The sequence below is a fragment of the Stutzerimonas stutzeri genome, assembly GCF_051028275.1.
GTDB classification, from domain to species: domain Bacteria; phylum Pseudomonadota; class Gammaproteobacteria; order Pseudomonadales; family Pseudomonadaceae; genus Stutzerimonas; species Stutzerimonas stutzeri_AS.
Genome location: NZ_CP069269.1, coordinates 2870615 through 2884957 on the forward strand (window position 1 = coordinate 2870615; position 14343 = coordinate 2884957).

18 protein-coding genes are annotated in these 14343 nt (G+C 59.9%); 12 read left to right on the top strand and 6 right to left on the bottom strand.

Features of this window, described 5'->3' with window-relative positions:
• Positions 1 to 5: 5 nt before the first annotated feature.
• Complete coding sequence (locus JQR87_RS13200; RefSeq protein ID WP_407296422.1) at positions 6 to 1226, bottom strand: virulence factor BrkB family protein; 1221 nt, start codon at positions 1224 to 1226, stop codon at positions 6 to 8.
• Positions 1227 to 1388: 162 nt separating this feature from the next.
• Between JQR87_RS13200 and arsC the strand changes: the two genes are divergently transcribed.
• From arsC to JQR87_RS13215, 3 genes are read left to right on the top strand one after another with little or no spacing between them, the layout of a single operon-like run.
• Positions 1389 to 1742, top strand: a complete 354-nt coding sequence (gene arsC / locus JQR87_RS13205) for an arsenate reductase (glutaredoxin) (RefSeq protein WP_407296420.1) — start codon at positions 1389 to 1391, stop codon at positions 1740 to 1742.
• Positions 1739 to 2344, top strand: a complete 606-nt coding sequence (gene wrbA / locus JQR87_RS13210; RefSeq protein WP_407296418.1) for an NAD(P)H:quinone oxidoreductase — start codon at positions 1739 to 1741, stop codon at positions 2342 to 2344. Before arsC ends, wrbA begins: the two co-directional genes overlap by 4 nt.
• A complete protein-coding gene (locus JQR87_RS13215) occupies positions 2337 to 2747 on the top strand; it encodes a DUF2069 domain-containing protein (RefSeq protein WP_407296416.1) in 411 nt (136 codons plus the stop codon). Before wrbA ends, JQR87_RS13215 begins: the two co-directional genes overlap by 8 nt.
• A 27-nt stretch (positions 2748 to 2774) precedes the next feature.
• On the opposite strand, the gene hda is transcribed toward JQR87_RS13215, so the two are convergent.
• The 3 genes from hda to JQR87_RS13230 all read right to left on the bottom strand — a co-directional run bounded on the left by hda (position 2775) and on the right by JQR87_RS13230 (position 5822).
• On the bottom strand, positions 2775 to 3479 hold the full coding sequence (gene hda / locus JQR87_RS13220) for a DnaA regulatory inactivator Hda (RefSeq protein ID WP_407296414.1): 705 nt from the start codon (positions 3477 to 3479) through the stop codon (positions 2775 to 2777).
• Complete coding sequence (locus JQR87_RS13225; protein WP_407296411.1) at positions 3476 to 4564, bottom strand: AI-2E family transporter; 1089 nt, start codon at positions 4562 to 4564, stop codon at positions 3476 to 3478. The genes hda and JQR87_RS13225 overlap by 4 nt, the downstream gene beginning before the upstream one ends.
• 124 nt (positions 4565 to 4688) lie before the next feature.
• The gene (locus tag JQR87_RS13230; RefSeq protein ID WP_407296410.1) at positions 4689 to 5822 is read right to left on the bottom strand and encodes a DUF2066 domain-containing protein; all 1134 of its coding nucleotides are present in this window, start codon (positions 5820 to 5822) and stop codon (positions 4689 to 4691) included.
• A gap of 329 nt (positions 5823 to 6151) precedes the next feature.
• On the opposite strand from JQR87_RS13230, the gene purM reads away from it, so the two are divergent.
• Genes purM through dapC form a run of 5 tightly spaced genes read left to right on the top strand, consistent with a single transcriptional unit; the run spans position 6152 to position 10544 of the window.
• Complete coding sequence (gene purM, locus JQR87_RS13235) at positions 6152 to 7210, top strand: phosphoribosylformylglycinamidine cyclo-ligase (protein WP_407296406.1); 1059 nt, start codon at positions 6152 to 6154, stop codon at positions 7208 to 7210.
• Positions 7210 to 7857, top strand: a complete 648-nt coding sequence (gene purN, locus JQR87_RS13240) for a phosphoribosylglycinamide formyltransferase (RefSeq protein ID WP_407296404.1) — start codon at positions 7210 to 7212, stop codon at positions 7855 to 7857. The genes purM and purN overlap by 1 nt, the downstream gene beginning before the upstream one ends.
• Positions 7858 to 7865: 8 nt before the next feature.
• Positions 7866 to 8576, top strand: coding sequence for a DUF3108 domain-containing protein (locus JQR87_RS13245; RefSeq protein WP_407296403.1), 711 nt, complete (start codon positions 7866 to 7868; stop codon positions 8574 to 8576).
• A 56-nt stretch (positions 8577 to 8632) separates the two neighbouring features.
• Entirely contained in the window at positions 8633 to 9298 is a 666-nt protein-coding gene (locus tag JQR87_RS13250) for a COG3650 family protein (RefSeq protein ID WP_407296399.1), read from the top strand.
• 49 nt (positions 9299 to 9347) lie between these two features.
• Positions 9348 to 10544: a succinyldiaminopimelate transaminase gene (gene dapC, locus JQR87_RS13255; RefSeq protein WP_407296397.1), complete on the top strand. Its 1197-nt coding sequence runs from the start codon at positions 9348 to 9350 to the stop codon at positions 10542 to 10544.
• A 36-nt stretch (positions 10545 to 10580) separates the two neighbouring features.
• Here the strand turns inward: dapC and JQR87_RS13260 are convergent, their stop codons facing one another.
• Positions 10581 to 10727: a hypothetical protein gene (locus JQR87_RS13260; RefSeq protein ID WP_407296395.1), complete on the bottom strand. Its 147-nt coding sequence runs from the start codon at positions 10725 to 10727 to the stop codon at positions 10581 to 10583.
• 11 nt (positions 10728 to 10738) lie between these two features.
• A complete protein-coding gene (locus tag JQR87_RS13265) occupies positions 10739 to 10984 on the bottom strand; it encodes a hypothetical protein (protein WP_407296392.1) in 246 nt (81 codons plus the stop codon).
• Positions 10985 to 11177: 193 nt separating this feature from the next.
• On the opposite strand from JQR87_RS13265, the gene JQR87_RS13270 reads away from it, so the two are divergent.
• The 4 genes from JQR87_RS13270 (at position 11178) to JQR87_RS13285 (ending at position 14340) form a co-directional block, all read left to right on the top strand.
• On the top strand, positions 11178 to 11555 hold the full coding sequence (locus JQR87_RS13270; protein ID WP_407296391.1) for an ArsC family reductase: 378 nt from the start codon (positions 11178 to 11180) through the stop codon (positions 11553 to 11555).
• Positions 11556 to 11598: 43 nt separating this feature from the next.
• A complete protein-coding gene (gene dapD, locus JQR87_RS13275; RefSeq protein WP_407296389.1) occupies positions 11599 to 12633 on the top strand; it encodes a 2,3,4,5-tetrahydropyridine-2,6-dicarboxylate N-succinyltransferase in 1035 nt (344 codons plus the stop codon).
• Between the two features lie 91 nt (positions 12634 to 12724).
• The gene (locus tag JQR87_RS13280; RefSeq protein ID WP_407296386.1) at positions 12725 to 13930 is read left to right on the top strand and encodes an aminotransferase class V-fold PLP-dependent enzyme; all 1206 of its coding nucleotides are present in this window, start codon (positions 12725 to 12727) and stop codon (positions 13928 to 13930) included.
• Positions 13927 to 14340: a SufE family protein gene (locus JQR87_RS13285; protein ID WP_407296384.1), complete on the top strand. Its 414-nt coding sequence runs from the start codon at positions 13927 to 13929 to the stop codon at positions 14338 to 14340. Before JQR87_RS13280 ends, JQR87_RS13285 begins: the two co-directional genes overlap by 4 nt.
• The last annotated feature ends 3 nt before the right edge of the window (positions 14341 to 14343 follow it).

Below are 14343 nucleotides of genomic sequence, written 5' to 3' on the forward strand. Positions count from 1 at the left end.
CTCATTTATACCCGCTGCGCCTGCAACCAGTCAGCGACGCTACCACCAAAGAGGTTGGCCTGCTCCCGCTGCAGCAGCTCCATGGACTGGCGCAGTGTTGGATACCATGGCTCGTCCAGATGGTCCGGTAGCGCTTGTTTACCAGAAAGCGGCCATGGATTGGACTGCAGCAGCTGATCGAAGCTATAGCGGTTGAGATCGCGACAGAGCACCCAACCGGACGACCCGGTTCGGCAGACGAGTTGCTCTTGCTCGAAGAATTCAAGTATCTCGTCCCACTCGTCCTCGGGCAGCTTCCAACCGCTTCGGTGTGCATCACTCAAACGCACCTCGCGCCCAGCCTGTTGGTTTTCATATAGCACCCGCAACAACCCGAGCATGACCAGCAGACGTGGCACCGAGCGACGCCGCCATTGTTGCGACGAGGACAATCCACAGACCAGTTCCGCCCCGAACAGTACGATCATCCAGGACAGATAGACCCAAAGTAGGAACAGCGGCACGGCTGCAAAAGCCCCATAGATCAGCTGGTAGCTGGGAAAATAACTCACGTACAAGCCGAACAACTGCTTCGCCGTTTCGAACAGAACAGCGGTAAACGTCCCACCTATCAATGCATGCCGCAGCGGCACTCGAGTGTTCGGCACGGCTGCGTAGATCAACGTGAACGCCGCTACGCTAAGCAGCAGTGGCATCGCCTTGAGGACGGTGCGTGCACCAATCAGTGCATGTGGGCCGGAGATCAATGACAACGAGGTGATGTACGTGCTCATGGCGAATCCCGCGCCCAGGAGCAGCGGTCCAAGACTGAGGATCGCCCAGTACAGCAGGAAACTCGAGATTCCACGGCGCGGTTGGCGCACCCGCCAGATCACATTGAACGCTTTTTCGATGGTCAGGAGCATCATCAGGGCGGTGGCCATCAAAAACCCCACACCGAACCAGGTCAGCTGCCTCGCCTGATCAGTGAAAGCGACCAGGTAGTCCTGGATGGTAGCGCCCGTGGAAGGGATGAAGTTGCTGAAGATATACATCTGGATCTGCTCACCGACACCCTGAAAAGCGGGGATGGCGGAAAGCATGGCGAAGGTCACCGTCATCATCGGCACCACCGCAAAAAGCGTTGTGTAGGTCAATGCGGCAGCACTGTGCGGCCCACGATCCGCAAGGAAGCGTTGCACAAGAAAACGACCGAACTCCACAAAATCCTTGATCCGTTGCTGCATCAAATCTCCTCGGCGCCAGTCGCGATCGTCGAAACCAGATTGCCCGCAGGCGTTGGGCAAGCAAAAGCCTTACCTTGGCAGACAGCGCTCCGCGACCACTGTTTCAGGCCCAGCTGCTTTGAGGGTTACAATGCCCAGCTAACTTGGCGTGAAGCAACTTAAATGAACGAATTGATCCTTTACCACAACCCGCGCTGTTCGAAATCACGAAACGCACTGGAACTGCTCGAACAACGGGGCCTCACTCCTTCTGTCGTTCGCTATCTCGAAACGCCACCGTCGGCCGCTGAGCTCACACAGATTGTTGATCGCCTGGGCATCGCGCCCCGCCAGCTCCTGCGTAGCGGTGAGGACGAATACAAGGCCCTGAACCTGGGCGATCCAGCACTCACCGATGAGCAGATCATCAACGCCATGGCATCCCATCCTAAACTCATCGAGCGGCCAATTCTGGTGGTCGGAGACGTCGCTGTGATCGGACGGCCCCCTGAAAAAATATTGGAGATACTGCCATGACAGCGCCCTACATCCTTGTGCTGTATTACAGCCGCAACGGCGCAACGGCTGAAATGGCCCGACAGATTGCCCGTGGCGTTGAGCAGGCGGGGATCGAGGCGCGACTGCGCACTGTACCGGCCGTGTCCGCCGAATGCGAAGCGACTGCGCCCACAATTCCCGATCAAGGCGCCGTCTACGCCACGCTGGAAGATCTTAAACACTGCTCCGGGCTTGCACTTGGCAGTCCAACCCGCTTCGGCAATATGGCTGCCCCGCTGAAGTACTTCCTGGACGGCACCAGCGGCCTATGGCTGACCGGTGAATTGGTAGGCAAGCCCGCTGGCGTGTTCACCTCGACCTCCAGCCTGCATGGTGGACAGGAATCCACCTTGCTGTCGATGCTATTGCCCCTGCTTCACCATGGCATGCTCGTACTGGGCCTGCCCTACAGCGAAAGTGCACTGATTGAGACGCGAGGCGGCGGTACGCCTTATGGCCCCAGCCACCATGCGGGAGCCGACGGTAAGCGCCTGCTTGATGAGGATGAGATCAGTCTTTGCCGCGCTTTGGGTCAACGCCTCGCGCAAACCGCCAAGCGTTTGGAGAATGACCGTGGCTAGAACGCCCAAACCCCTGCCATCGCTAGAATGGCTGACGCCTCGGATAAAACTCAGCCGAGCGATCAGTCTGGCTAGCTTCATTGGGCTGGCCGTGCTGCTGGTCGTCTGGAACCTGGCATTCGCCGACCTTCACGGCGCGCGCACCTGGGTGGTGGTCAGCATTCAGCTGATTCCGCTCCTGCTGGTCGCGCCAGGCATGATTTCCGGGAGCCCCCGTGCCCATGCCTGGACCTGCTTTATCGTCAACCTGTACTTCATTCAGGGGGTGCTCGCCGCAATCAACCCGGCCCGGATGGTGTACGGCTGGTTGGAAGCAAGCATCAGCCTGACGCTGTTTGTCAGCGCTCTGCTCTATACCCGCTGGGCTTATCAGTATGGTCGCAAAGCAGCAGGAGAGAGCTGAAACGGGCCGAGAGCGCAGCCAAGCACACTACCAACCGAGTGTTTCCTTGAGGAAGGGAATGGTCAGCTTGCGCTGCGCCTGGAGTGAGGCCTGATCGAGCCGGTCGAGCAACTCGAACAGAGCGCTCATGCTGCGTGCGCCGCGTGTGAGGATGAAACGACCAACGTCGTCCGGAAGGTTCAGACCGCGGCGCGACGCCCGTAGCTGCAGCGCCCGCAGCTTGTCTTCATCCGAAAGTTCCTGCAGCTGGAACACCAGCGATAGCGACAAGCGGGACCGGAGATCCGGAAGCTCCACAGCAATTTCCCGTGGCGACGCGTCAGCAGCGAGCAACAGGCGCCGCCCGCTGTCCCGAAGGCGGTTGAATAAATGGAACACCGCTTCTTCCCAAACCGGATCCCCCGCGATGGCATCGAGATCATCCAGACAAACCAGTTCGCTCTGTTCTAGATTGTCCAGAAGCGCCGGGCCGTACCCCGCCACATCGGCCAGAGGCAGGTAAACCGCCCGCTCACCGCGCTGCTCGACGCGCAAGCAGGCGGCCTGCAACAGGTGACTACGACCGACACCGGTAGTGCCCCACAGATACACCAGTTCATCAGACCAGCCAGACTCAGGCGAACAGACACGTTCGACATAGCCAAGCGCGGCCGCGTTGGCGCCCGGGTAGAAGTTGGCGAAGGTGGCATCGTCGCGAAGACGAATGCCAAGCGGAAGCTGAATGGGTTTCATGGTTGGCGAGGTGGCTCGACCGGCAACTCTGCGTAAAGGTCCGAGAGTTTATAGAGATCATGCACATGGCGCAGCAGCACCATGATCACTGCAGCGACCGGCAACGCCAGCAGTACACCGGTGAAGCCAAACAGTTGCCCGCCCGCCAGTACGGAGAAGATGACCGCAACAGGATGCAGCCCGATACGATCTCCCACTAACAACGGTGTCAGCAGCATGCCTTCGAGCATCTGCCCGACCGTGAATACCGCAGCGACACCCAGCAACGGATAGGGCTCCAGACCAAACTGGAACAGAACGGCGATCACTGCCGCGCCGATGCCCACCACGAAGCCCATGTACGGCACGATGCTAGCAAGGCCCGCCAGCACGCCGATCAACAGACCCAGCTCGACGCCAACCAGCATAAGACCGACCGAATAAACCACCGCCAGCGCCAACATGACGAGCAGCTGTCCTCGCAAGAACGCGCCGATCACCTCATGACATTCGCGCACCAGCTCAATCACGGCATCTTCACGCCGCCGCGGCAATAGTCCCCGCAGCTTGACCATGATCAGATCCCAGTCCCGCAGCAGGTAGAAACACACCACCGGCACCAATAAGAGGTTCGCCAACCAGGCAAGTAACGCAATGCTCGAGGCCGTAGCCTGACTGAGGATGATCGCCACTACATCTTTTGTGCTACTCAGATTCGCAGTAAACGTACTCTTGAGCTGATCGAGGCGCCAGAAATCTTCGTCAAGACCAAACTGCGCCTGTATCCACGGCAATGCTGTTATCTGGAGCCAGTCCAGGCCCAGCGGCGCCAACTGGTAGAGATGCATCAGCTGCTTGCCTAACATCGGCACCAGTACCAGCAGCAATATCAAGCACAGCAGCGTGAACAGCGAGAAAACCAGGATTACGCCCCAGGTGCGCGACAGTTTCCAGCGCTCCAGCCGGTCCACCAATGGGTCGCCCAAATAGGCCAACAGGATGCCAACGAGAAAAGGCGACAGGATCGGCGACAGCTGATAGATCAACCAGCCGATCAGTAACAGCGCCGCCAGCCATAGCCAGCGGTTGGTGTGGGAAAAGGTCATCTTCACGACGTCATGTCTTGGGTGATCTGAAGCTGCATGTTCAATGCAAGCGAAAGGGCGAAAACAGAAACTTACGAGCGCCTCGCAGGCAAAGCGCGCTCTGCCTGCTCAGCGAGCGATACCTTTACCATCGGTAGCGCAGCACGTTGCCCTGATCAGTTTCCTGCGGTTGGTCGAGCAGAGGCGGGCCCGACTGTTCGAGAGGAGCCGTGGCGTCGACTGCCTGCGCATCCACATCGCCAGCGAGATTTTCACCATTCTCAGCACTGGCACTGGCACTGGCCGGCTCGCCCGGTATCGGCTGTGGAACAGCTTCATCGGCAGACACTTCCTGCAGCCGCGCCAAGGCCAGCTGAGCGCGCAACTGTTCTGGACTGGCGTTAAGGCGATACACCAGTCGATCGCTGTCAACGCGCTGCAAGCGTGCACCGAAGGGCTCCAGCAGGCGATCAAGCTCGGCAAAACGTCCGACGTCAGCTCCAAGCACTTCGAGGGTGATGTCCGATGTGTCACCGGGCTCAACACGGTATTGCGGCGCGAGGAATCTGCTTACGGCGAGCATGACCTCGTCGGCCAGTGCCGCTCGGGTATCACCGCTCGCCTTGCCTCCAGTCTGCTTATCGCCAAGCCATAAACGCCAGTTGGCCTGCCAGGTATCACCTGATTGCTCGGCCGTGACCGTTAACAGCCCATCGGCATCGTAACGCTCTGAAGCATCGCGAAGCGCCTGTGGGTCCTTCGCCGTGACCGCCTCAGGGGTGGCCGCGAGCTGTTCGCTCAGATCAGCAAGCGGCAAGCGCAACGGCAGCCCTCGATGCTGGGCAGCCGCCCGCAGGTCGGAGGACCCCTCCTGCGCATCGCCAATCAGCTGCGAACCGTTAGCCGACTGCCCCAACCACCAGGTCAGGATGCTGGGACGCTCAGATCCCCACAACGACAATCCCGCTGACCGCAGCGCGCGCTCGGTTGTCACGGGGTCGAAGCTCACGACGACTGCGTCGCCCTCATAAGCATACCTACTCACCAGTTGCTGGGGATCATTGCGCAGCTGCGCAACGGACGCCTGGTCAGAGATGGACTCACCCGTCAGGCGCATCACCAACGTATCGAAGGCCTTGCGCAGCGCCTCCTCACGCTCCGCTGGTTGTTGACTGGCAACAGGCTCACGCACTTTATAGAGATCGCTAAGGGGAGCCGCCATACTTTGGGCGGACACGACTGCGAAGCACAGTGCCAGAAGGCGGGGAATAGCGCGCATATTAGAAAACTCGCTGGCTGGCCAGTCATGAGGGCCTGCCGGTCGTATGGGGGTGACCGGGCTCGGCGATGGTAATCAAGCGTTATACCTTAAACAGGCGCCTAATTCGGGGCAACCGCAGCAGTCACAGGCTGCGTATTGCAGCGCGGAATTCCAACCATTGCATGGCCCGCCTGTTCGACATCGCGGTTCGCGGGATGGTCGCTGTGCGGCAAGCCTGATAAAATCGCGCGCTTTCCGCAGACCGGTCCGGCGCCCTCGCCGCGTCGCGACAGAACCTGATTCTGACCCGGTCGCCCCGCCCTCCCCTTCACAGGTCCGGATTTTCTATGAGCAAGCAACCCTCCATCAGCTACAAGGACGCCGGTGTCGACATCGATGCAGGCGAAGCGCTGGTTGAACGCATCAAAGGTGTGGCCAAGCGCACCGCTCGTCCGGAGGTCATGGGCGGCCTGGGCGGTTTTGGTGCGCTCTGTGAAATTCCGGCTGGTTACAAGCAGCCCGTTCTGGTTTCGGGCACGGACGGCGTAGGCACCAAGTTGCGCCTGGCGCTGAATCTGAACCAGCACGACAGCATCGGCCAGGATCTGGTCGCAATGTGTGTCAATGACTTGGTGGTCTGCGGTGCCGAGCCGCTGTTCTTTCTCGACTACTATGCCACCGGTAAGCTCAACGTAGACATCGCCGCCACGGTGGTGACGGGTATCGGTGCCGGTTGTGAACTGGCCGGTTGCTCGCTAGTTGGCGGCGAAACCGCCGAGATGCCCGGCATGTACGAAGGCGAAGACTACGACCTGGCCGGTTTCTGTGTAGGCGTTGTGGAAAAAAGCGAAATCATTGACGGCTCCAAAGTGGCCGCTGGCGACGCACTGATCGCGCTCCCATCCTCGGGCCCTCACTCCAACGGCTACTCGCTGATCCGCAAGATCATCGAAGTGGCTGGTGCCGATATCGAGAACATTCAGCTCGAAGGCAAGCCGCTCACCGAGCTGCTGATGGCGCCAACGCGGATCTACGCGAAGCCTCTGCTCAAGCTGATCAAGGACACCGGTGCGGTCAAAGCCATGGCGCACATCACCGGAGGTGGGCTACTGGACAACATCCCGCGCGTGCTACCCGAAGGCAGCCAGGCGGTCATCGACGTTGCCAGCTGGCAGCGACCGGCCGTATTCGACTGGTTGCAGCAACAGGGCAACGTCGATGAGCACGAAATGCATCGTGTTCTGAACTGTGGCGTCGGAATGGTCCTGTGTGTTGCCCAGGATCAGGTCAGCACCGTGCTTGCCAACCTGCGTGCATCCGGCGAAAGTCCCTGGGTTATCGGCGAAATAGGCTCGGCTGGTGATGGCCGCGAGCGCGTCCTGCTGAACAATCTGAAAAGCCACTGATGCCCGCACCCTGCAATGTCGTCGTGCTGATCTCTGGGTCCGGTAGCAATCTACAGGCCCTGATCGACAGCCTCGGCGAACATAATCCGGTGCGCATTTGCGCTGTCGTTTCGAACCGTGCAGAGGCCTTCGGTCTGCAACGTGCGCAGGCGGCCGGTATCGACACGCACGTTGTGCACCATAAGCGCTTTGCCGACCGCGAAGCCTTCGATGCGGCGCTAAGGGATGTCATAGACGCCTATGAGCCTCAGCTTGTAGTGCTCGCCGGCTTCATGCGCATCCTTACCGCAGGCTTCGTTCGTCATTACCAGGGTCGTCTGCTCAACGTGCATCCGTCCCTGCTTCCAAAATACAAGGGATTGGATACCCACCGTCGCGCACTTGATGCCGGTGACAAGGAACACGGTTGTAGCGTGCATTTTGTTACCGAAGAGCTCGACGGAGGCCCGGTGGCCCTACAGGCCTGTCTCAGCGTCGACCCCAACGAAAGCATCGACCAGCTGACCGACCGGGTACACGCAGCCGAGCACCTCATCTACCCCCTGGCCGTTCGCTGGTTCGCCGAAGGCCGCTTGCGCCTTGCCGATCAAGGCGCGATGCTGGACGACATCCTGTTACCGGCCGCCGGCCATCTAATACGAATCTAGGAGACATTATGCGTCGCGCCTTGCTGCTCGCTCTCGCCGTGCTGGCCCTGCCAACCCAGGCTCTTGAGCTCAAGCCCTTCTCCGCCAGCTACACCGCGGATTGGAAACAGGTCCCTGTCAGTGGCACAGCCCAGCGCAGTTTGGAGAAACGCGACGACAATTCGTGGGAGCTGGATTTCGAAGCCTCAATGTTAGTCGCCAGCTTCAATGAGCGCAGCGTTTTCACGGTCGAAGGCGAGACCTTCCTGCCTCAGAAATACCGCCTGAAGCGGAGCGGGCTGGGCAAAGGAAAAACCGTTAAACACAATTTTGACTGGCAGTCCAAACAGGTGGTCGGAGAAGAGCGTGGAGACCCGGTAACACTTCCGCTCGATCGCGGCCTGCTGGACAAGTCGACCTATCAGATTGCCCTGCAGCACGCGGTCGCAGCAGGCGAGAAAAGCATGAGCTATCAGGTCGTCGATGGCGACGAGATCGAAACTTATGACTTTCGCGTGCTAGGTGAGGAGAGGGTCAGCACGAAGGCCGGTCAGGTGGATGCGATCAAGGTCGAGCGCGTTCGCGACCCGACGCAGAGCAAGCGGCAGACCATCCTCTGGTTCGCCAAGAACTGGGACTACATGCTGGTCCGCCTGCATCAGGTGGAAAAGGATGGGAAGGAATACCAGATCATGCTCGAAGAAGGCACTGTCGACGGCCGAGCCGTCAAAGGCAACTGACCCACCTGCGCCAGCCCCGCTGGCGCAGTATTACCCCGCCTGAACCGAGTCCGCTCATGATTGCACCCCGCGTTCTGCTGCTCAGTCTTCTTCCGGTGTTTGCTGGGTGCCAATCGCTGCGATTGGACAACGAGCCTCCCCCGCAACCGACCGAGCGCCTGCAGGGCACCATCACTCAGCGGGACGGCGCGCTGCATTTCAGCGCCTGCCAGGGTCGACGCAACCTCGTGTTGCTCGACAGCGGTGCGACAGGCCTGCCCGATGATGCGCGAGCGCTGATCGCTGGAAGCAACCAGCCTTTGTTCGCCGACATACGTGGCAGGCTTAAAAGCCAGACTGGCGATAGCGGCCAGTTACACCTGACGCAGGTCTACCGCCTGCAGGCACAGGGACGAGGCTGCAACGACGATGCTTTTAGCCAATTACTCCTGCTCGCTAGCGGTCATGAGCCAGGCTGGAGCGTAACGATCACCGGCAGTGGTCTTCTGCTAGAACGCTCCGGACAGCCAGCCGTAGCGCTGCCCTATCTGCAAGAACAATTGCCGAGTGGGCAGACCAGTTTCAGCACCGAAGCAAACAATCAACGCCTCGATCTGTGGGTGGCTCCACAACGATGCCTCGATAGCGCGACCGGCGCGGTCAGCCATCTCACAGCAGAACTCCGTGTGAACGGCCAGACCCTACGCGGCTGCGCCTACTATGGCGGCGCCCACCAAAACTGAATCTATCGTGGCGCCGCTCAGCGCCTCCCGACGTTGTAAAGACCTGACCATGAATGACGCCCTGAACCTGCTACAGCCTTATCCCTTTGAGAAATTGCGCGGCCTGCTTGCCGATGCCCAGCCGCCAGCGGACAAACGCCCAATCGCGCTATCGATCGGTGAGCCAAAGCACCGCTCGCCGGATTTTGTCGCTCAGGTATTGGCCGACAATCTCGACCAGCTTGCCGTATACCCCACCACACAGGGCATTTCGGCATTGCGCGAGTCAATTGCGCACTGGTGCGAGCGCCGCTTTGGCATGTCAACGGGCACAGTTGATCCGGCACAGCACGTATTGCCGGTCAATGGCACCCGTGAAGCGCTATTCGCCTTCACCCAAGCCGTGGTCAAGCGTGAACAGGCCGCACTGGTCATCAGCCCCAACCCCTTCTATCAGATCTACGAAGGCGCAACACTGCTGGCTGGCGCCACCCCGCATTACCTGCCCTGCACCGCCGAGAACGGCTTCAACCCGGACTTCGATGCAGTCTCGGCAGAGACTTGGCAGCGTACGCAGATCCTTTTTCTTTGCTCCCCAGGAAACCCCACGGGCGCACTGGTACCGCTTCAAACGCTGAAGAAACTGATCGCCCTGGCAGACGAATACGACTTCGTCATCGCAGCGGACGAATGCTATAGCGAACTGTATTTCGACGAAGACCACCCGCCGGCCGGGTTACTGACTGCGTGCGCAGCGCTCGGGCGCAACGACTTCAAGCGTTGCGTGGTATTTCACAGCCTCTCCAAACGCTCGAATCTGCCGGGGCTGCGCTCCGGGTTCGTCGCAGGCGATGCCGACATTCTCAAGGCGTTTCTGCTGTACCGCACCTACCACGGCTGTGCCATGCCGGTGCAAACGCAACTGGCCAGCATTGCTGCCTGGAACGATGAAGCTCACGTTCAAGCCAATCGCCAGCTGTATCGAGAAAAATTCGACGCCGTGCTGGGTACCCTCTCGCCCGTCATGGATGTGCAGCGCCCGGATGGGGGGTTCTACCTCTGGCCGAAGACGCCCATCGACGATCAGCGCTTCACCCGCGAGTTGTTTTCGCGCCAGCACGTCACCGTTGTGCCTGGGTCTTATCTATCACGCGAAGTCGATGGCATCAGCCCGGGCGCAGGCCGAGTCCGCATGGCGCTCGTGGCGCCGCTGGCGGATTGCGTCGAGGCTGCGGAGCGAATCCGCTCGTTCATTGCTGCGCTCTGATCCAGAGCCGGACGCCATGGCGTCCGGCTTAGCGGCTCACGCAACGCCGGGCGGAATCATGTCCTTGCCATAGTCGCGTAGTTTCTCCAGATTCTCGGGTTTCATATGTTCGGGCACTTCTGCCGTTGTGCTTTCGTCCTGTGTGTGCTGCTCTTCCGTGTTCGGCTTTTCCGACTCGCTCATGACAACCTCCGTCAAATCGCGTTTTCTTCCCAGATCAGCTCATCTTCGTCGCTGACCTCCCTGACCTTGGTCAGCGCCGCTTCAGCGGCCACATCAGCCTCGGACGCAAGGTCGTAACGGCGACCGTTGGCGACTTTGAAAACATGCGCATTTTCATCAGTGCCGCGACGCTTAACGGCGATGACCGCCTCGAATCCGTCCTCAGCAGGAACGGCGGACGAAATGGCCTCGTGGTTTTCGAAATGCTTGCGTGCCATACATGACCTCATTGATACGATTGTGATCAATGGACAACACGGAGGAAGGAAAAGATCGACCTGTACTCAAAGCTCAGGGCGTAAGTGCGCCTGTGAAGTCAGGCCACCTTCGCCCCCAGACGGCAGGCTTCGTCTCGACGTGGCATAATTCGCGACCACACTCGGGAAGATGTTTGGCAAGGGTTCAGAGAGCATGGAAACGCCTGGTACATTCAACGCCTTACGCCTTTACGGCATCAAGGCGTGCGACACCATGAAAAAAGCCCGAAACTGGCTCGACGAGCATGGGCTGAACTATGAGTTCCATGACTACAAGAGCGCAGGGATCGACCGCGCCCACCTGGAAGCCTGGTGCAATGAACATGGTTGGCAGACCGTACTCAACCGTGCTGGTACCACCTTTCGGAAGCTGGACGACGAGAAGAAGGCCGATCTTGACCAGGCCAGAGCCATCGAACTGATGCTGGCTCAGCCGTCGATGATCAAGCGTCCGGTGCTCGACCTGGGGGACAAGACACTCGTTGGCTTCAAACCAGACATTTACGCTGCCGAGCTGGCAGCCAAGAACTGATACCGCTCGCCATGACGAGCGCGACTGAATAAAGGATTCCGCTATGAGTAACTCGCTCTTCAGCCTGGCGTTTGGCGTCGGCACCCAGAACCGTCAGGGTAACTGGTTGGAAATTTTTTATGCGCAGCCACTGCTGCACCCGAGCGGTGAGCTGGTCGCCGCGATTGCCCCCCTGCTCAATTACGAAGGTGGCAATCAGGCCATAGCCATTAGCACAACCCTGGCGGCTCAACTGGCCGATACCATCAAGCCGCTCGACGCCGTTCAGCACGCGCTGCTTACCCGCCTCGCCGAAAGCCAGCGCCCGCTTGTCGCGACTCTGCTTGCAGAAGACGCCGCGCTGACCTCCACCCCCGAGGCCTATCTCAAGCTGCATCTGCTTTCCCATCGCCTGGTCAAGCCGCACGGCCTGAATCTGACCGGCATCTTCCCGCTGCTGCCAAATGTAGCCTGGACCAATCAGGGAGCAGTCGACCTGGCGGAGCTGGCTGAACGTCAACTCGAAGCGCGCCTGAAGGGCTATCTGCTGGAAGTCGTTTCGGTCGACAAATTCCCCAAGATGACCGACTACGTGGTCCCGGCCGGCGTCCGCATCGCCGACAGCGCACGTATCCGTCTCGGTGCATACGTCGGTGAAGGCACAACCGTGATGCACGAGGGCTTTATCAACTTCAATGCAGGTACCGAAGGCCCCGGCATGATCGAAGGCCGCGTCTCGGCCGGCGTGTTCGTTGGAAAAGGCTCGGACCTGGGCGGTGGTTGCTCGACCATGGGTACCCTGTCCGGTGGCGGCAATATCGTCATTTCGGTTGGCGAGGGCTGCCTGATCGGCGCAAACGCGGGCATCGGCATTCCTCTTGGCGACCGCAACACCGTGGAATCCGGTCTGTACATCACGGCCGGCACCAAGGTGAACCTGCTCGATGAGCAAGGCGAGCTGGTCAAGGTGGTCAAAGCGCGCGAACTGGCCGGCCAGACCGACCTGCTATTCCGCCGTAATTCGCAGAGCGGCGCGGTCGAATGCAAGACACATAAGTCCGCAGTCGAGCTGAACGAGGCGCTGCACGCGCACAACTAAGCGCAGCGTCAATGGGTAGACAGGCTGTAGCCCTCCAGCCTGTCTACGCAGTGCCTCCATTAGGCGTCCCGTCCTGCTTTCAGGAGTATCCATGCCGCTGATATCCCCCTGGCGCGCCGACTTTCCCGCCCTGGCTATTCTTGAGGCCCAAGGTCAGACCTACCTGGACAGCGCTGCCACTTCGCAGAAACCGCAGGCATTGATCGACGCCCTTACCGGCTATTACACCTCTGGCACCGCCAACGTTCATCGCGCTCAGCATCAGGCGGCAGAGCGGGCAACTCGCGCATTCGAGGATTCACGCGTAAAGGTAGCGCGTTGGCTCAACGCCGCATGCCCGACTGAAATCGTCTTCACACGCGGCGCGACGGAAGCGCTGAATCTGTTGGCTTACGGGCTGGAACACTTGATCACAGCGGGCGATGAAATAGTCGTCAGCGCTCTGGAGCATCACGCCAACCTGCTGCCTTGGCAACAACTGGCCAAGCGTCAAGGTGCAAAGCTGGTCGTGTTGCCGCTCGACGAGCACGGCATCATCGACATTCAAGCCGCATCCAACCTGATCGGCCCGCATACCCGCCTGCTTGCCGTCAGCCAGTTATCCAATGTGCTTGGTGCGTGGCAACCACTTGCCGAACTGCTGCCACTGGCCAAAGCGCAGGGCGCGCTTACCGTGGTCGACGGTGCACAGGGCGTGGTTCACGGCCGACATGACATGCAATCGCTGAATTGCGACTTTTATGTGCTGTCCAGTCACAAACTGTACGGTCCGGAAGGTGTCGGCGCGCTCTATGGTCGGGGCGAATCGCTGCTTGAACTCAAGCATTGGCAATTCGGTGGCGAGATGGTCCGTGTCGCGGGCTTCCAGCAAGCCGACTTTCATGCCGCACCGCTGGGCTTCGAAGCAGGCACGCCGCCTATCGGCGGCGTGATTGGCCTGGGGGCAACCTTGGACTATCTCTCGAAACTCGATGCCGACTCGGTCGCCCGTCATGAGTTTGCCCTGCACGCGGCGTTGCGTACGGGCCTGGCCGAGCGCGCTGGCCTGCGGCTGTTGGGCGATCCGCAGGTGGCCCTTGCAAGCTTTACCATCGATGACGTCCATCATGGTGATCTGGCGCATCTACTGACCGAGCAAGGCATGGCCATACGTAGCGGCACCCACTGCGCGCAGCCTCTGATGAAGACGCTGGGTGTCGAAGGTGCGATTCGCGTATCGCTCGGGCTGTATAACGACGGTGTCGATTTGGAGCGATTCTTCAAAGCGCTGGATCACGCGCTGGAAATGTTGCGATGAATGAGCTTCCCGAAACCGCTGCCGAAACGCTGCAGGCCTTTCAACTGGCTCCGGGCTGGGAGCAACGCGCTAGACTGTTGATGCAATGGGGCGATCGGCTTGCGACCCTGAGCGACAGTGAGCGCAACGACCTCAATCTGGTCGCCGGCTGCGAAAGCAAGCTCTGGCTAGTCGGTGAGCAGCGAGGCACCCATTGGTACTTTCGCGGTACCAGCGAGGCGCGCCTGCTGCGCGGGCTGCTTGCCGTGCTGCTGACCCGTGTCAATGGGCTTGAGGCCGGCGAGCTGCAACGGCTCGACGTGGCGCAATGGTTCAGCCAGCTCGGTCTCAGTCGACAATTATCGCCATCGCGAGCCAATGGGATGAACGCGGTTATAGGCAGGATGCGCGAGCTGGCAAAGGCTGACTAGCTG